Source organism: Pseudomonas aphyarum, from assembly GCF_028657055.1.
GTDB classification, from domain to species: domain Bacteria; phylum Pseudomonadota; class Gammaproteobacteria; order Pseudomonadales; family Pseudomonadaceae; genus Aquipseudomonas; species Aquipseudomonas aphyarum.
The window spans coordinates 156,567-174,705 of sequence record NZ_JAMDGS010000015.1; the positions used below are offsets into that span (position 1 = coordinate 156,567).

An 18,139-nucleotide genomic window follows, 5' to 3' on the forward strand; every position below is an offset into this window, starting at 1 on the left:
AGAGACAGCTAAAGGGCGGGATTATAGCTTAAAAGCGCCGACAAACCTCTAGCGGAACTGGCCGGCCGGTGCGTTGACACTCAAGTGGCATCGACATAGACTCCAGCACAAATGGACTGGGAGATCCCGGTCGGCGCTAATGCCTCGGTGAGATCATCGGGGCTTTTCGCTTTCTGGGGATGGGAAAATCTTCAAACCCCAATTCTCGAAACCCTCCCCAACTTTGCTCCGCCCCCCGTTGCAATAGAACTTGCGCTTGAGCACGTCAAAAGCACGGTTTCCCTGACCCGCCCTCAACACGCTCATGCCAATGGGCCTCGCAACAAGATCGGCTAGCTGCAGGCCGGTTGAATTCACCTGTTTGGTTGCAAAGACGATGTCAAACGGCAGTTGAATACCCCATCGATTCGCGCCACCACACATCCTGCGAAACTCCAACTCAAGCTCGTTATCCTCTCGCTTTCCTCGGCGCTCGAAAATCACGTGCGTCAGTGCCCCTTGTTGATTCTTCTCCTGCAAAAACTCATAGAGCGTTTCCAGACAAAAGCCGATAGCGAGGTGATAAGGATTGTGTCCCGTGCCTTGTTTTTCACGAAGGGAAGCCTTGTCTACGACGCAACTGATCAGAACGAAGTTGCTGGCTTCAATGATGCAAGTCAGCTCCTCAAGAAAAGCATTCTTGTGTTCTCTGGACATGAAGAGGCCAGAAAACGCTCCTTTTTCTTTACGAATTTCGAGCTCATGCAGACCGATCAGATCGTGTCCCATATGGGCAAACTTGAATTTCTGTAGAGCAGGAATGACTTTCTCGCAGTAATGCCTCTTATGAAAGACACAAAACGCGAGCACGAAGACTGGATAGTTGGGATCCAGTGTCTGCATCCCATGATCACCGCTCTCATCGACATAAACGATGACATCGCTGTATTCACTGGTTGGGGGCAAGGTAATTACCCCCGGCTCGGCCGCCAATAAACACTGATATTCCCGTCCACCGCCTGGCGATAGATCGTATACGGCAGAAAAGCCGTATCGAACGCACCGGACAGGGTCAGGTCGAGCAGGACGACCGGCACCAGAATGCCGGTGGGGTCGGGCGGCGCGTGCAGCAGGCAGAAATCGTGGGCGAGCCCGCTGTAGATGCGCGGAATCGACTGACAGTAGGTCTTCTGTTTGCGCAGGCCGCGCGTGGCATCTTCATCGTCCTGCAACACCGTGACGGCGGTGCCGCAGCCGGACAGTGCCAGGGAAAATGCGCCGATGGCGATAGCGTTTTTGATGCTCAAGGTTTGCCCTCCGGGAACGTCGGGGCAAACTAGCATCGGGGTTTTGCGAGGGGCAGTTCATGGATTCCGGGAAGGCCGTAGGACAAGTCACAAGGATTTGTCGCCACAACCCTCACCCGGATTCAACTGCAGAAATATCTTACGCGCTGGCGAAAACAATCACGCAGTGCCCGCTACATCCTTGGGCAATCGCTGATCGATCACTCGATACAGCGCACTGCTCTCAGGCCAGTTGCGCATGAACCGTGCGCGATCCCGGGCATAGGCCGGGGCGAAGTTGCCCACCGAACCGTGCTGGCACATCGAATCCAGATCGATCAGCGCCCAGCGGTCTTCCTGCCAGAACAGGTTATGCCCCTTGAAGTCGCCATGGCTGATGCGTTCGGCGATCAACCGGGCAAACAGCTGATCCAGCGCCTGCAACTCGGCTTCCGGCGCCGCACCGCTTTCAACATACGGCGCAAAACGCTCGATGATGTCCGGCCCGGCCAGGTGTTCGGTGATCAGATAGGCCTTGCTGCGCAGCCAGAGAAAACGGGTTTCCAGCACTGCCAGCGGTTTTGGCGTGGCGATGCCGAGGAACGCCAGGCGATTGCCTTCACGCCAGGAATGCCAGGCGCGGCTTGGACGCCAGAAGCGCTTGAGCCAATGGGCAAAATTCTTGATGTTGTAACGTTTGATCACCAGAGGACGCCCGGCAACCTCGACCTTGCCGACACTGGCCGCACCGCCAGTCTTGTACAGATGCCCCTGATCGAGCAAGGCATCGGCCTGCTCCAGCACCGGCAGCATGGCGGACTCTTCCTCGCGGCGAATCGACCGCAGACCAAATGCGCCGCGCTTGACGCTGAACAACGTGCATTCACGACCGACCTTGATCAGGTAATCCTTCAAGCGCCAGGCGCGCACCTTGTCGATCTGCTTTTGCAGAGCTTCCAGCGGCAGCGCGTGTTCGCTGTTGCTCAGCAGGTAATACACCAGCAATTCTTCGGTGAACGGCTCGAGCGACTTGGGCAACTGGGCGAAGAACACCCCGAGGTTTTCCAGCACTTTCTGCCGGGACAACGGTTGGCCGGCGTTTTCCGCACAGATGCCCGCGCCATCGATCAGATACAGCTGACCGCCGTGGCGCAGCAGGTTGTCCAGGTGCAGGTCTTCCTGCCACATGCCTTTGCCGTGTAACTGGCCAATGGCGCCGAGCGCTTCGGCCAGCACCGCCGACTGCTCGTCAGCCAGCACCGGCAAGGATTCGACCTTGTTCCAGGCATCGCCCAGGCTTTCGGCGCCTTCGAGGAACTCGAACAGCAGCCAGCCACCTTCGCCGTCCTTCAGGCCGTCGGCCAGCAACAACGGTGTGGTCATGCCCTGAGCAGCGAGCAGTTTCACACCTTCCAGTTCACGCTGAAAATGCCGCGCAGCCTTGTTGCCGACCAGCAATTTGGCCAGCACCGGACGCCCCCGCCACACACCGGCACCGACGTAACGCTGCCCCGGCAATACCCGCAACAGACTGAGCAACTGCAAATCGGCAGCGCCCGCCGCATCGGCCAGCGAAACCGTCAGCGGCAGACTCGGCGTACGCCCGGCATTTTTCAGGTCGGACAGCTGCATCAGCGGGTCTCCTTGCGACTGCGCCGCGCGGTCAGCCGCGTGACCCAGCTGTCGACCAGCGAACTGTCCGTCGATTGATCGAGATACGCCTCCAACAGCTCACGCAATTGCGCTTCGCTCCACTCCGGCGCACGGCGCAGCAGCGGTTCCAGATCCTTGACCCGGTCACGCATACCGAACAGCAACGGCCGAGTCTTTTCCAGATCGATCAACTGCGCCTGATAGCCATCGCCCTCGGCGCGCAGGAAAATGTGTTTTGGATAGAAGCAGCCGTGCACCTGGCGCATGCCGTGCAGATGGCGCGCCAACAGGCCGCAAGACTTGAGAATCGCCGATTGCTGCGCGGCATCGAGTTCGGACCAGCGCTGTAACAGCGAATCGAGATCGTCCCAGCCGTCCAGCGCGCGGGTCAGCAGGATCGCACGGACTTCTCCGTTGACCTTGCGCTCGCCAAAGAACGCCGCCTGCAACGCAGGAATACCGAGTTTGTTGTAACGACTGATGTTACGAAATTCCCGGGCAAACGTCGGCTCGCCAAACGGCGCGTGCAGGGTGCGGGTCAGGTAATTGCACTGGCGCTTGAGGTAGTAGCCACGCCCTTCCAGCTCCAGACGAAACACGCTGCTCCAGCCGCCGCCATCGGTGTTGGGCTCATCCACAGCGTCGAGCTGCTTGGACCACAGCGCATCGAACGTGCCGAGACCGTGGCGCTCCAGCAGCGCACGGTCCTCAGCGGCCAGAAAATCAGTCATTCGCGTCCCTCGAAAAATCTCACCACGTGGCGAATCCGTTGCTTGTCGGCGGCATTCAGCCGATCACGTCCACGGTATTGCAGGTAGAAGCGCAGGCGCTGGGTGTTCGACAGGTGATACTTGGCCACCTTGTCGAGGCAGGCCAGATCCTTGGTGATCCGGTACTTGAGCCAGAAACCGCGCCAGAAATCGCCGTTCGGGCAGTCGATCAGAAACAGCTGCGCCTGATCGTCGATCAGCAGATTGCGCCACTTCAGATCGTTATGGGTAAAGCGGTGGTCGTGCATGACACGCGTATAGGCAGCCAGCTGCCGGCTGACGCCGTCGACCCAGGCGCGATCCTTGAGCTTTGGATCGTTGCGCTCGGCCAGCGCCGACAGGTCTTCGGTGCGCGGCAGTTCACGGGTAATCATCGCCCCGCGATCGTAGGCCATGCCGTTGCGCTCCAGGCCCCACGCCACCACTTCGGCGGTGGGAATGCCCCACTTGGCGAAGCGTTTGAGGTTCTGCCATTCCATCTTCACCCGGGGTTTGCCCAGATAACGCCGCAGGCCCTTGCCGGCACCGCTGTAGCGCTTGACGTAATAATTGACGCCGTTGAGCTGCACGCGAATGACTTCGGACAATGGATCGCGGGTCAGGCGCTCGCCCTGAAGGGCAAATACCGCTTCGAGGCTACCGAAATGCTGCGCAAGTTCACGGTACTCAGGCTCCAGATTCCAACCCGCCATCAGAGCGCATCCCCGTAACGTTGCTTGCGCGCGTAGAGCTTGTTGGCCTTGCCTTCGAGCCAGCTCAGCAACGGCGCTTCTTCGGCCAGGATCTGGCGCAGCGGTTGCTGGAAGTAGCCTTTGAGGAAGCGCAGCTTGTCGCGGCGGGTCAGGCCGATATCCAGTGCGGAAAAGTACAGCGCCGCCAGATCCTTGTTGCGCCAGCGCTGGGTGATCGCCGGTCGGGTCTGGGCGCGGTGCAGGTCGATAACCGAGAGTTTGAAGTCTTCCGGGGTCACCGGTTTGTCGGTGTGCAGCAGAAAGTGGCAGATGTAGCAGTCGCGATGGTTGACCCCGGCACGGTGCATCATGCCGGTCATCCGCGCGACCTCGGCGATCAGCGCCCGCTTGAGTTTCGGCTGCGGCGGCTGCTTGACCCAGTCGATGCTGAAGTCTTCAAGGCTGATGGTCGGCGCCAGCTCTTCGGTGACGATGAACGAATGCTGATCCGCCGGGTTGCTGCCCTTCTCGCCGTACGCGACGGCGGTCATGGTCGGTACGCCTACTTCCTGCAAGCGCTGGATGGCTTTCCATTCCTGACCCGCGCCGAGCACCGGCAGTTTGGCGGTCAGCAGGTTCTTGAAGATCTCGCCCCAACCGATGCCCCGGTGAATCTTGACGAAAAAGCCGTTGCCGTCGACTTCCGTGCGCAACGTCCGGCGGGCTTCCAGCTCGCGGTACACCTCGCCCTGCAAGCCTTCGACTTCCACGAACGCATCGCGGCCAGCCCACAGGCTCTTGAACGGTTCAGCCAGCATCAACTTCATTTAAGCGTGCTCCGCCAGAATCACATCGGCCGCGTGCTGCGGCATGCTGTAGAGGTCGGCCGTCTCGGCGAAGGCCAGACCGTTGCGGCTCCAGGCCGCCCGTGCAGCGTCGTCGTTCAACATGTCAGTCAGGTATTGCGTCAGTTGCGCCTGATCGAACGGTTCGTCCAGCACTCGCCCGGCGTCGGCCTCGGCGATGTAATGGGCATAACCGCAGACCGCGCTGACCAGCACCGGCAACCCGGCGACCAGTGCTTCAAGCAGCACCGTACCGGTGTTTTCGTTGTACGCCGGGTGGATCAACAGATCGGCGCCGAGCAGGAAACGCGGGATATCGCTGCGCCCCTTGAGGAACGTCACGTTGTCGCCCAGGCCCAGCGTCGCACTCTGCATCTGGAACAATTTGGGGTCATCCTGGCCGATTACAAACAGCCGGGTGCGTTTCTTCAGCTCGGCAGGCAAGGCGGCCAGCGCTTTCAGGCTGCGATCGACACCCTTGGTCTTGAACCCGGAACCGATCTGCACCAGCAGCAGTTCGTCGTCCTTCAGATTGAATTCGGCGCGGAAACCGGCACGAATCTGGTCGGCATCCGCAGGGCGGCGACGATCCTGGGCGATACCCGGCGGCAGCAGGTGAAAGCGTTCCAGCGGCGTGTCGTAATGCTTGATGAACAGCGGCTGCTGCACTTCGGAAATCATCAGCACTTCGGTCTTCGCGTCTTTGGCGAACACCGCGCGCTCGTACTCGGCGAAGTGGCGGTAACGGCCCCAGCGGCGATACAGCGAATTGCGCAGGTTCTGCGCCTTGTCTTCGAAGCAGCCGTCGGCGGCGTAGTAGACGTCCAGCCCCGGCATTTTGTTGAAGCCGATCAGGCGATCCACCGGACGCTTGGCCAGGTCCGCTTCCATCCACGCGCTGAGCTTTTCGTTGCGGCGGTGATTGAAGAACGCCTTGACCGGCGCCACCAGCACTTCGAAACCGGGCGGCACGTCGCCTTCCCAGATCAGGGTGTAGACGCGGATCTGGTGCCCGCGCTTCTGGCATTCGAGGGCGATGCGCATGAAGTCGCGCTGCAAACCGCCGAACGGGAAATATTTGTACAGGACAAAAGCCAATTGCATCAGCGCAGCTCCTCAGCCATCAACAACGTGCTCAGTCGGCTGGCAACACGCTCGGGATTCAGACGCGTGAAGCACAAAGGCAACTCGCGTTTCAGGTCAAACTGACGGGCATCCTGCGCGGTCGGTTGATACGTACATTTCTTTTGCAGGCACGGCGCGCACGGGAAATCGCTGCCGAGGTGAATCTGCAGCTTGCCGTAGGCACCGGTCAGGCCCGGATTGGTCGGGCCGAACAGGGAAATCGTCGGCACATCCAGCGCCGCGGCCAGATGGCCGAGACCGGTATCCACCGCAACGCAGGCCTGGGCGCCGGCCAGCACCTTGCCGACCCCGGCCAGGTTCAGCTTCGGCAGCACTTCGGCGTGTTTGAAACCGGCGGCGATGCGCTCGGCCCGGGCCTTCTCCAGCGGGTTGCCCCACGGCAGCTTGATCCCGACGCCAAGGTAGCCGACCCGTTCGGTCAGCTCGCGCCAGTAGGCTTCCGGCCAGTGCTTGGTGTCCCAGGTGGTGCCGTGGAGGAACACCACGTAGGCATTCTTGCGCGGCAACTCGACCAGACGCTCGACGTTGAGGCCGTAATCGCCCAGGCCTTTGGGCAAGTCGTACCCCAAAGCAATCGCGAACAACTGGCGCACACGCTCGACGGCATGCTGCCCACGGGCCACCGCCAGTTTGCGGTCATAAAAGCGCGCGGCGATCGGCTCGCGGGCCGAGCCCTTGTCGAGACCGGCCACCGGGGCTTTGACGTAGCGGGTCAGCCAGGCGCTTTTCAGCAGGCCCTGAGCGTCGATCACCAGGTCATATTTGTTCGCCCGAACAGACTGCTTGAAGCGCTTCCACTCGCCGCTGGTGATGGTTTTCCAGATGTTTTTGCGCCAGCGGCGGATCGCCACCGGAATCACTTTGCCTACGGCCGGGTGCCAGGTCGGAATCTCGGCGAAGCCTTCTTCCACCACCCAGTCGAACTTGATCCCGGGAATCGCCCGGGCGGCGTCGGTTAGCGCCGGCAACGCGTGAATCACGTCGCCCAGCGATGAAGTCTTGATCAGCAATACCCGCAAGTTAATGAACCTCGACCACAGAGCCCTGCAAACGCTGCAAGGCATCGTTGACCGCGTCCGGCATCAGCTGGCGCAGGCAGTTGTAATGGCCGAAACGGCAGGTGCGGTCGAAGCAAGGGCTGCAATCGAGGCCCAGGCGGACGATTTCCACGTGCTCGGCCAGCGGCGGGGTGAAACCCGGCGAGGTCGAACCGTAAACCGCCACCAACGGGCGATTCAGCGCAGCGGCCACGTGCATCAGGCCGGAATCGTTGGAGACGACCGAATCGGCGCAGGACATCAGGTCGATGGCCTCGGCCAGCGAAGTGCCGCCGCTGAGGTTCACGGACTCTTCACGCAGGCCCGGGATCAGCCGCGCGCGAATGTCTTCGCCCACGGCGTGATCGTTCTTCGAACCGAACAGCCAGACCTGCCAGCCTTCGCGGATGCGGGCCTCGGCGACCTTGGCGTAATGCTCGGACGGCCAGCGTTTGGCTTCGCCGAATTCGGCACCGGGGCACAACACCAGCACCGGACGGTCGAGGGTCAGACCGAACTTGGCCAATGCGGCCTCGCGGGTCACCGGATCGATCTGCAGGCTCGGGCGCGGATAAGGTTTCGGCAACTCGGCGTTCGGCTCATAGGCCAGCGCCATGAAACGCTCGATCATCAGCGGATAACGTTCTTTATCCAGCGTGCGCACGTCATTGAGCAGGCCGTAGCGGAATTCGCCGCGCCAGCCGGTGCGTTTCGGGATGCCGGCGAAGAACGGCACCAGCGCCGACTTCAACGAGTTCGGCAGCAGGATCGCCTGGTCGTACTGGCCGGCCAGGGATTTGCCGATCCGCCGACGGGTCGCCAGCTCCAGCGCGCCGTGACCGAGCGGGAAGCTCAAGGCCTTGCGCACTTCGGGCATGCGTTCGAGGATCGGCCGGCTCCACTCGGGGGCCAGCACGTCGATTTCGCACTGCGGGTGGCGCTGCTTGAGACACTGAAACAGTGTCTGCGCCATCACCATGTCACCGACCCAACTGGGCCCAACGATCAGAATATTCATGTGGTTTCCATAAACGAACCGGGGAGGCTTTACGCCTCCCCGTCTCGAGAATCAGCTTAGCCCCAGCTCACGCCAGATCCGCATCACCTGCCGCCGTTCGTCCGCGAACTGATCGCCCGGTATCACCCCGGCGTCCTTCTGCAAGGCCTGCCGGTGGGCGGCGGAACGATAGGCCTTGTAGGCCTCGCGCAACAGGCTGGCGTCTTCGGCCGGCATCAGCCCTTCGTGCTCCAGCTCTTCCAGAATGCGGATATTGTCCGTCCAGCGCAGCAACGGCGGGTGGGTTTGCGACCACGCCAGAGCCGCGTATTGCACCATAAATTCAATATCGACGATACCTCCGGCGTCCTGCTTGAGGTCGAACGGCGCCGTGGCCTCGAAGGCATTCGCCCCGGTACCGGCGGCGGTGCTCTTGCTGCCGAGGTTGTCGCGCATCTTGGCGCGCATCTCACTCACTTCCTGTTGCAGTTTCGCCAGATCCCGCGCCTTGCCCAGCACCTGGGCCCGGACGTTCTCGAAGGCCTGGCCGACATCCTTGCTGCCCACCAGCACCCGCGCCCGCACCAGCGCCTGATGTTCCCAGGTCCAGGCTTCATTTTCCTGATAGCGCGCAAACGCGCCGAGCGAACTGACCAACAGCCCGGACGCCCCGGACGGTCGCAGGCGCATGTCCACTTCGTACAACTGACCGGAGTTGGTCTGCGCCGTCAGCAAGTGAATGATCCGCTGGCCGAGCCGGGTGAAGAACTGCGTGCCATCGATGGGTTTTGGTCCATCGGTTTCGGCCTGCTGATCGCCATCGTGGATGAACACCAGATCCAGATCCGAACCATGCCCCAACTCGATCCCGCCGACTTTCCCATAACCGACAATGATGAAGCCGGGATCGCACAGCGTGCCATCGGTGCGCAGCGGCGTGCCGTACTTGGCCACGGTCTGGCGCCAGGCCAGGGCCAGCACTTGCTCAAGAATCGCTTCGGCCAGCCAGGTCAGGTAATCGCTGACCTTCATCAACGGCAGACTGCCGGCGATTTCCGAGGCGGCGACGCGCAAGCGGTGCGCCAGTTTGAAATGACGCAGGGCTTCCATCTGTTGTTCGAGGTCGTCTTCCGGGATTCGCGTCAGGCGCTCGCGCAACTCGGCGGCCAGTTCCGGCGCCAGCGGCGGCTTGAACAGCCGGCCTTCGTTGAGCAATTCATCCAGCAGCAACGGGAAGCGGGTGATTTGCTCGGCGATCCACGGACTGGCGGCGCACAGCGTCAGCAAGCGACGCAACGCGCCGGGGTTTTCGGTCAGCAGCACCAGATAAGCCGAACGCCGGGCCACCGCTTCGACCAGCGGCAGAACGCGCTCAAGCACCAGATCGGGATTTTCGTGCTCCACCGCCTGGGCCAGCAGGCGCGGAATAAAGGCATCGAGACGTTCGCGCCCCAGACGCTGCATCGCCCGTAACTGCGGACTGGCACGCAGACTCGCCAGCGCCTTCAGGGCCTTGGTCGCGTCAGCGAAACCGCCCTCCTCCAGCTGGCGACAGGCCGCTTCTTCGTCCTGAGCCTCTTCCCACAGCGGCAGCCATTCACCGCCGACCACCACTTCGCTCTCGACGCCTTCGTCCTCATCGGGATCGGCGATCACTTGCGCAAAGTGCCAGGCCACCCGGCCGCGCCAGAACATCAGCTTCTCGTGGAATGCCTCCCAGTCGGCAAAACCGAGCATGAACGCAATGCGCGCCTGATCCTGAGCGCTGTCCGGCAGCATCTGGGTCTGGCGGTCGGCAATCGCCTGGATCGCGTGCTCGGTGTAACGCAGGAATTCGTAACCTTCGCGCAGTTCGCTGATCACCGCTGGCGGCAGATAGCCCTGCCCTTCGAGCGTGCTCAACACCTTTAATAGAGGGCGCTGTTGCAGACTCAGGTCGCGACCGCCGTGAATCAGTTGAAAGGCCTGGGCAATGAACTCGACTTCACGGATACCGCCGGAGCCGAGCTTGATGTTGTCGGCCATGCCTTTGCGCCGCACTTCCTGCTGAATCAGCTGCTTCATGGTGCGCAGCGCTTCGATCGCCGAGAAGTCCAGATAGCGCCGATAAACGAATGGCCGCAGCATTTCCTGCAACTGCTCGCCCGCCACCTGATCGCCGGCCACCACCCGCGACTTGATCATCGCGTAGCGTTCCCAGTCGCGGCCCTGATCCTGGTAATACTGCTCCAGTGCATTGAAGCTCAGCACCAGCGCGCCGGACGAGCCGTACGGGCGCAGGCGCATGTCGACGCGGAACACGAAACCGTCGACGGTGATCGGGTCGAGGGCCTTGATCAGGCGCTGGCCGAGGCGGATGAAGAATTCCTGGTTATCCAGCGGGCGTTTAACGCCGACGGTTTCGCCGCCCTCGGGGTAGGCGAAGATCAGGTCGATGTCCGAGGACAGGTTCAGCTCGACCGCGCCGAGCTTGCCCATGCCGAGGATGACCATCTGCTGCGGTTCGCCGCTGCGCCGGCCGGTCGGTGTGCCGAACTGGTCGCAATGGCGGCGGTACAACCATTGATAGGCCTGATCGATGCTGGCGTCGGCCATGTCCGAGAGATCGCGGCAGGTCTGCACCAGATCGGCCTGGCGGTTGAGGTCGCGCCAGATGATCCGCACCTGATGTCGGGTGCGCTGACGACGCAGGGCCCGGCCCAGTTCATCTTCGGTCTGGGCGAGGCTGACGGCGGCGGCGATCTGCGCGCACAACTCACCTTTGGCGAACGGCCGGTCCAGCTCGCCGGACTGCACCAGCGACAACAACATCAAAGGGTCACGAACGCTCTGTTCAATGACGAAATCGCTGGCGGCGCTGACGCGGGCGAACTGCGCCCAGCGTTCCGGCGTCCAGGACGAGAAGCCGTGATCGTATTCCAGTTGCGCGACGGCCGCACGGAACGACTGCTCCGATCGGCTGACCAACGGCAGGAGAATGGCGGGCAGTTCGGCAAGCGCGGGCAGGGTCATGGTCTATCCTTGATCGGCGTGTAAATGGCCGCTTGTAGTGATGATTGAAAAACCGCTACGCGAAGGACTGTCGAACAAAAGTGAGAAATAGCTGAAATTTCTTTTTCTTTGGCAGCCAGCATCAAACTTTCACCTTTTTCGGATGGCTAAAGACCAACCTTAACGATTATTCTCACAACGCAGTCGGAGGCCACAAGCCTTTCATCTGTAGTTTTACTACTCGTCTATACATTCGAAAGGCTGAAATGCCGGATGATTTGTAGTAAAACTACACGCCGCCGGAACAACCTGTCGGCAATCCAAGAATTTTAAATCGTCTGCCCACAAGGCCAGTCGCAAACTCAGGCAACCGATTCTGGAAGCCTTTCCGCCCTGGAGCAAGCCATGCAAGACCTCGATCCCGTCGAAACCCAGGAATGGCTGGACGCCCTGGAATCGGTTCTCGACAAAGAAGGCGAAGACCGTGCTCACTATCTGATGACCCGTATGGGTGAACTGGCGACCCGCAGCGGTTCGCAGCTCCCTTACGCCATCACCACGCCTTACCGCAACACGATCCCCGTTACCCACGAAGCACGCATGCCTGGCGACCTGTTCATGGAACGCCGCATTCGCTCGCTGGTACGCTGGAACGCGATGGCCATGGTAATGCGTACGAACCTGAAAGATTCTGACCTGGGTGGTCACATCTCCAGCTTCGCTTCCAGTGCGACCCTGTACGACATCGGCTTCAACTACTTCTTCCAGGCCCCGACCGACGAACACGGCGGCGACCTGATCTACTTCCAGGGCCACACCTCGCCAGGCGTTTACGCCCGTGCATTCATGGAAGGCCGCATCACCGAAGACCAGATGAACAACTTCCGCCAGGAAGTCGACGGTCAGGGCCTGTCGTCCTACCCGCACCCTTGGCTGATGCCTGACTTCTGGCAGTTCCCGACCGTTTCGATGGGTCTGGGCCCGATCCAGGCGATCTACCAGGCTCGCTTCATGAAGTACCTGGAACACCGCGGTTTCATCCAGCCGGGCAAACAGAAAGTCTGGTGCTTCCTGGGCGACGGCGAGTGCGACGAGCCGGAATCCCTGGGCGCCATCTCCCTGGCCGGCCGCGAGAAGCTGGACAACCTGATCTTCGTCATCAACTGCAACCTGCAGCGCCTCGACGGCCCGGTTCGCGGCAACGGCAAGATCATCCAGGAACTCGAAGGCGTGTTCCGCGGTGCTCAGTGGAACGTGACCAAAGTCATCTGGGGCCGTTTCTGGGACCCACTGCTGGCCAAGGACGTCGACGGCATCCTGCAACGTCGCATGGACGAAGTCATCGACGGCGAGTACCAGAACTACAAAGCCAAAGACGGCGCGTTCGTGCGTGAACACTTCTTCAACACGCCAGAACTCAAGGCGATGGTTGCTGATCTGTCCGACGACGAGATCTGGAAACTCAACCGTGGCGGCCACGACCCGTACAAGGTCTACGCGGCGTACCACGAAGCGGTCAACCACAAAGAACAACCGACCGTCATCCTGGCCAAGACCATCAAGGGTTACGGTACCGGTGCGGGCGAAGCGAAGAACACCGCGCACAACACCAAGAAAGTCGACGTCGACAGCCTGAAGCTGTTCCGCGACCGCTTCGACATCCCGGTGAAAGACGAAGAGCTGGAAAACCTGCCGTTCTTCAAGCCAGAGCCAAACAGCGCCGAAGCCCGTTACCTGGCCGAGCGTCGCTCTGCACTGGGCGGTTTCGTGCCTCAGCGTCGCGCACAAAGCTTCAGCGTACCGACTCCGGATCTGGACACCCTCAAGGCAATCCTCGACGGTTCCGGCGACCGTGAAATTTCCACCACCATGGCCTTCGTGCGGATCCTCGCGCAACTGGTCAAGGACAAGGAAATCGGCCCGCGCATCGTTCCGATCATCCCGGACGAAGCCCGTACCTTCGGTATGGAAGGCATGTTCCGTCAGCTGGGCATCTACTCGTCCGTCGGCCAGCTCTACGAGCCAGTCGATAAAGACCAGGTGATGTTCTACAAGGAAGACCAGAAAGGTCAGATCCTTGAAGAAGGCATCAACGAAGCAGGCGCCATGAGCTCCTTCATCGCTGCCGGTACTTCGTACTCCAGCCACAACCAGCCAATGCTGCCGTTCTACATCTTCTACTCGATGTTCGGCTTCCAGCGTATCGGCGATCTGGCATGGGCCGCTGGCGACAGCCGAACCCGTGGCTTCCTGATCGGCGGCACCGCCGGCCGTACCACCCTGAACGGTGAAGGCCTGCAGCACGAAGACGGTCACAGCCACCTGCTGGCTGCCACCATCCCGAACTGCCGCACCTACGATCCGACCTACGGCTACGAGCTGGCGGTGATCATTCAGGACGGCATGAAGAAGATGACCGAAGAGCAACAGGACATCTTCTATTACATCACCGTGATGAACGAGTCCTACCAGCAGCCAGCCATGCCGGCCGGTGCCGAAGAAGGCATCAAGAAAGGCATGTACCTGCTGGAAGAAGACACCCGCGATGCGGCGCACCACGTACAGCTGATGGGCTCCGGCACCATCCTGCGTGAAGTCCGTGAAGCGGCGAAGATCCTGCGTGAAGAGTTCAACATCGGCGCCGATGTGTGGAGCGTCACCAGCTTCAACGAACTGCGTCGCGACGGCCTGGCCGTAGAGCGCAGCAACCGTCTGAAACCTGGCCAGAAGCCTCAGCGCAGCTACGTCGAAGAATGCCTGAGCGGCCGCAAGGGTCCGGTCATCGCTTCTACCGACTACATGAAACTGTTCGCCGAGCAGATCCGTCAGTGGGTACCGTCCAAGGAATTCAAAGTCCTGGGCACCGACGGTTTCGGCCGCAGCGACAGCCGCAAGAAACTGCGTCATTTCTTCGAAGTCGACCGTCATTTCGTGGTGTTGGCAGCCCTGGAAGCACTGGCTGACCGTGGTGATATCGAACCTAAAGTCGTGGCCGAGGCCATTACCAAGTTCGGCATCGACCCGGAAAAACGCAACCCACTGGACTGCTGAGGAGAAACTCTGTGAGCGAACTCATTCGCGTACCTGACATCGGCAGCGGTGAAGGTGAAGTAATCGAACTGTTTGTGAAGGTCGGCGACCGTATCGAAGCCGACCAGAGCATCCTGACCCTGGAATCGGACAAGGCCAGCATGGAAGTGCCGGCCCCGAAGGCCGGCGTCATCAAGAGCCTGAAAGTGAAGCTGGGCGATCGCCTGAAAGAAGGCGACGAACTGCTGGAACTGGAAGTCGAGGGCGCCGCGCAAGCGGCCCCTGCTGCGGCTGCTGCTCCTGCCGCCAAGGCTGAAGCTGCACCGGCTGCCGCGCCTGCACCGGCTGCGCCAGCCGCAGCTCCGGCTGCCGCTTCGGCTCAGCAAGTGCACGTGCCGGACATCGGTTCGTCGGGCAAGGCCCAGATCATCGAGATCCAGGTCAAGGTCGGCGACACCGTCGAGGCTGATCAGTCGCTGATCACCCTGGAATCCGACAAGGCGAGCATGGAAATCCCGTCGCCTGCCGCTGGCGTGGTCAAGGCCATCAGCGTCAAGTTGAACGACGAAGTCGGCACTGGCGACCTGATCCTGGATCTGGAAGTGGCGGGTGCTGCGGCCCCTGCTGCGGCCGCTCCGGCCCAGGCTGCTGCTCCGGCCGCTGCACCGGCGCCTGCCGCCGCGCCAGCTGCACCGGTTGCCGACAGCGTTCAGGACATCCACGTTCCGGACATCGGTTCGGCCGGCAAGGCCAAGATCATCGAAGTGTTGGTCAAGGCTGGCGACAGCGTTGAAGCCGACCAGTCGCTGATCACTCTGGAATCCGACAAGGCGAGCATGGAAATCCCGTCGCCTGCCGCTGGCGTGGTGGAAAGCGTTTCCATCAAGCTGGACGACGAAGTCGGCACCGGCGACCTGATCCTCAAGCTGAAAGTCAAAGGCGCCGCTCCGGCTGCTGCCCCGGCTCCAGCTGCCGCTGCTGCTCCGAGCGCTCCGGCGCCGGCCGCTGCTGCTGCTCCGGCTGCCGCTGCACCTGCTGCTGCCGCTCCGGCCGCTGCTCCAGCCAAGCCTGGTGCGAAAGTTCACGCCGGCCCAGCCGTGCGTCAACTGGCTCGCGAGTTCGGCGTCGAGCTGAGCGCTGTCGGCGCCAGCGGTCCGCACGGTCGCATCCTGAAAGAAGACGTGCAGGTTTACGTCAAAGCCATGATGCAGAAGGCCAAGGAAGCACCGGCCGCTGCTGCTGGCGCAACCGGTGGCGCGGGCATCCCGCCGATTCCGGTCGTCGACTTCAGCCGTTTCGGCGAAATCGAAGAAGTGCCGATGACCCGCCTGATGCAGGTCGGCGCCGCCAACCTGCACCGCAGCTGGCTGAACGTGCCGCACGTAACGCAATTCGACTCGGCGGATATCACCGAGCTGGAAGCGTTCCGCACCGCACAGAAAGCTGTCGCAGAGAAGGCCGGCGTCAAGCTGACCATCCTGCCGCTGCTGCTCAAGTCCTGCGCACACCTGCTCAAGGAACTGCCGGACTTCAACAGCTCGCTGGCACCAAGCGGCAAGGCGATCATCCGCAAGAAATACGTGAACATCGGCTTCGCCGTCGACACCCCGGATGGCCTGCTGGTACCGGTCATCAAGAACGTCGACCAGAAGAGCCTGCTGCAACTGGCCGCCGAGGCTGCTTCCCTGGCTGAAAAAGCCCGGACCAAGAAGCTCTCGTCGGACGAGATGCAAGGCGCCTGCTTCACCATTTCCAGCCTCGGCCACATTGGCGGCACCGGTTTCACGCCGATCGTCAACGCGCCGGAAGTGGCGATCCTCGGTGTTTCCAAGGCAACCATCCAGCCAGTCTGGGACGGCAAAGCCTTCCAGCCGAAACTGATGCTGCCACTGTCGCTGTCCTACGATCACCGTGTGATCAACGGCGCCGCTGCTGCACGCTTCACCAAGCGTCTGAGCGACCTGCTGGCAGACATCCGCACCATCCTGCTGTAAAGCGCTCGGCCCTCCGGCAACGGAGGGCCGACCGCGTTCCACGTTTTCGAGCGCCACACGCTCGTACCTCAACCCCGTCAGTTTGGCGGGGCTTTTTTTTGCCTGAAAAAACTGCTGCACGCACTTTTCCCACAACTTGCGCTGATATAAGCCACGACTTTAGTCCACTTCCTGTCGATATTTTTCAGCAACAGGCAACTAACCTTGGCGCATCAAAGTTGCGCCAACAAGCCGGGCAACTTTATTACTCACCAACACTTATTCGAATGGATTCGAACATGCTTAAACCTACTGTCGGCCCGATCATTGGCCATACAACAACTAATCAGGCGCGGATCTTTATTCGCGGCGGACTGCAACATAACGCGGCCGTATTTGCCGGTATTCGCTACCGGATATTGGATTCGAAACAATGGCAGACGGGCCAGTTTGTAAAACTTGACTCAACTCGCGACATGACTGAAGTGCTGGTGCTCGATCATTTGCAAGCCGACACCGAGTACGAATACCAGACCGGCTGGTTCAGCCCGATGAGTCCCGTCCACACCATCCACAGCGTGGCGGAGTTACCGCTGCAATAGCCACGGGAGACTTATCGCCTGCGTACCCGCAGCGGCCAGCCTTTACAGCCCCGCGCCTACATCCTCGGTTCCTGTCGCTACCTGCGCCTGACCGCCGGCATCCCGTCACTTCCGCATCTGGGTGACCGGATTTTCGCTTCGATCAGTCAGTTGATCGAAGGCGCACAACCGGCGATCAGCGCAATCATGATGTGTGGCGATCAGGTCTACGCCGACGATCTGAACCTGTTCGCCCCGGACCGCGACTATGACGACTTCATTGCAAAATATCGCGCGGCATTTTCCCTGCCCAATATTCGACGACTGATGTCGGAGACTTCGACTTACATGATTCTTGATGATCATGAAATTAAAGATAACTGGCCGATGAACGCCAACAAGCCCGATAAAATACTGTTTAGCAATGCGATGAAGGCTTACGAACTCTATCAAGCCAGTCATAGCCCTGTTTATTCAGCAACAACTAACGGCACAATCGACCGTACTTCACTGAAGCACTACTGGTATCAATTCAGCGACGGCGATATCGAATGGTTTGTGACGGACAGTCGAACTCGCCGTGACTTGTCGAACGATAACCGCCGCATCCTCGATGAAGAACAGGAACAGGCCTTGTGCACGTGGCTGGTCGAAAGCACGGCACGGGTCAAGTTCGTGGTCACCAGCGTCATGTTCTACCCCGACCGCAAAATCAACGGCAATGATGCCTGGGCGGGTTTTCCCGAACAGCGCCTGCGCCTGCTGGAAACCATTCGCGGGCATCGGCTCAGGAACGTCGTGTTCATTTCCGGCGATGTGCATGGCTCGCTGACCAGTCGCCTGACACATAGCGAAGACCCGGACTTTGAAGTGCACACCGTCGTGTCTTCGCCGCTGAGCAACAGCAAACTGCTGCCCTACGCCACCGCCGCGACGTTCAGGCTGGACCAGCCGCTGGCGCAGTCCGAGGCAGGCGCATACCGGCACGAACTGACCAGCCAGGTCGTCAGCCAGGACAACTTTGCACACATGGTGGTCGAGGCCGGGAGGATCCAGGTCAACTATCACGACCGGGATGGCAGGCACCTGCAATCCATCGATATTCCGTTGCGATGAATTCAGCGGCACGACCGTTCCGGATGCTGGAAGGCTCTGGAACGGGCATCTTCGCGCCTAATAG

Annotated in this window: 13 protein-coding genes and 1 pseudogene; 3 read left to right on the forward strand and 11 right to left on the reverse strand. The window is 60.8% G+C overall.

Going from position 1 to position 18,139, the window contains the following annotated elements:
* Window positions 1-153: 153 nt before the first annotated feature.
* From M5G18_RS23710 to M5G18_RS23760, 11 genes are all read right to left on the reverse strand, one after another.
* A complete protein-coding gene (locus M5G18_RS23710) occupies window positions 154-972 on the reverse strand; it encodes a DUF3800 domain-containing protein (RefSeq protein ID WP_273897020.1) in 819 nt (272 codons plus the stop codon).
* Window positions 951-1,286 (reverse strand): YceK/YidQ family lipoprotein, encoded by a 336-nt coding sequence (locus M5G18_RS23715; RefSeq protein WP_273897019.1) that lies wholly within the window; start codon window positions 1,284-1,286, stop codon window positions 951-953. The genes M5G18_RS23710 and M5G18_RS23715 overlap by 22 nt, the downstream gene beginning before the upstream one ends.
* A 159-nt stretch (window positions 1,287-1,445) precedes the next feature.
* A complete protein-coding gene (locus M5G18_RS23720; RefSeq protein ID WP_273897018.1) occupies window positions 1,446-2,897 on the reverse strand; it encodes a lipopolysaccharide kinase InaA family protein in 1,452 nt (483 codons plus the stop codon).
* Window positions 2,897-3,649 carry a lipopolysaccharide kinase InaA family protein gene (locus M5G18_RS23725; protein WP_273897017.1) on the reverse strand — a complete coding sequence of 251 codons (753 nt, stop codon included), beginning with the start codon at window positions 3,647-3,649 and terminating at the stop codon, window positions 2,897-2,899. The genes M5G18_RS23720 and M5G18_RS23725 overlap by 1 nt, the downstream gene beginning before the upstream one ends.
* On the reverse strand, window positions 3,646-4,380 hold the full coding sequence (locus M5G18_RS23730; RefSeq protein ID WP_273897016.1) for a lipopolysaccharide kinase InaA family protein: 735 nt from the start codon (window positions 4,378-4,380) through the stop codon (window positions 3,646-3,648). The genes M5G18_RS23725 and M5G18_RS23730 overlap by 4 nt, the downstream gene beginning before the upstream one ends.
* A complete protein-coding gene (gene rfaP / locus M5G18_RS23735; protein WP_085608461.1) occupies window positions 4,380-5,186 on the reverse strand; it encodes a lipopolysaccharide core heptose(I) kinase RfaP in 807 nt (268 codons plus the stop codon). Before rfaP ends, M5G18_RS23730 begins: the two co-directional genes overlap by 1 nt.
* The gene (locus tag M5G18_RS23740; protein ID WP_085685321.1) at window positions 5,187-6,308 is read right to left on the reverse strand and encodes a glycosyltransferase family 4 protein; all 1,122 of its coding nucleotides are present in this window, start codon (window positions 6,306-6,308) and stop codon (window positions 5,187-5,189) included. It lies immediately after the preceding gene.
* Entirely contained in the window at window positions 6,308-7,369 is a 1,062-nt protein-coding gene (gene waaC, locus M5G18_RS23745) for a lipopolysaccharide heptosyltransferase I (protein WP_273897015.1), read from the reverse strand. The genes M5G18_RS23740 and waaC overlap by 1 nt, the downstream gene beginning before the upstream one ends.
* 1 nt (window position 7,370) lies before the next feature.
* Window positions 7,371-8,405: a lipopolysaccharide heptosyltransferase II gene (waaF, locus tag M5G18_RS23750; RefSeq protein ID WP_039766536.1), complete on the reverse strand. Its 1,035-nt coding sequence runs from the start codon at window positions 8,403-8,405 to the stop codon at window positions 7,371-7,373.
* 51 nt (window positions 8,406-8,456) lie between these two features.
* Window positions 8,457-11,396 (reverse strand): bifunctional [glutamate--ammonia ligase]-adenylyl-L-tyrosine phosphorylase/[glutamate--ammonia-ligase] adenylyltransferase, encoded by a 2,940-nt coding sequence (gene glnE, locus M5G18_RS23755; protein ID WP_273897014.1) that lies wholly within the window; start codon window positions 11,394-11,396, stop codon window positions 8,457-8,459.
* On the reverse strand, window positions 11,393-11,518 hold the full coding sequence (locus tag M5G18_RS23760) for a hypothetical protein (protein WP_255261909.1): 126 nt from the start codon (window positions 11,516-11,518) through the stop codon (window positions 11,393-11,395). The genes glnE and M5G18_RS23760 overlap by 4 nt, the downstream gene beginning before the upstream one ends.
* 262 nt (window positions 11,519-11,780) lie before the next feature.
* Here M5G18_RS23760 and aceE point away from each other — a divergent pair, with 262 nt between their 5' ends.
* The 3 genes and pseudogenes from aceE to M5G18_RS23775 all read left to right on the forward strand — a co-directional run bounded on the left by aceE (window position 11,781) and on the right by M5G18_RS23775 (window position 18,075).
* Entirely contained in the window at window positions 11,781-14,426 is a 2,646-nt protein-coding gene (gene aceE, locus M5G18_RS23765) for a pyruvate dehydrogenase (acetyl-transferring), homodimeric type (protein ID WP_007952295.1), read from the forward strand.
* Between the two features lie 11 nt (window positions 14,427-14,437).
* The gene (gene aceF / locus M5G18_RS23770; protein ID WP_273897013.1) at window positions 14,438-16,399 is read left to right on the forward strand and encodes a dihydrolipoyllysine-residue acetyltransferase; all 1,962 of its coding nucleotides are present in this window, start codon (window positions 14,438-14,440) and stop codon (window positions 16,397-16,399) included.
* A 278-nt stretch (window positions 16,400-16,677) separates the two neighbouring features.
* Window positions 16,678-18,075 (forward strand): annotated as a pseudogene (locus tag M5G18_RS23775) (alkaline phosphatase D family protein).
* Window positions 18,076-18,139 lie beyond the last annotated feature (64 nt).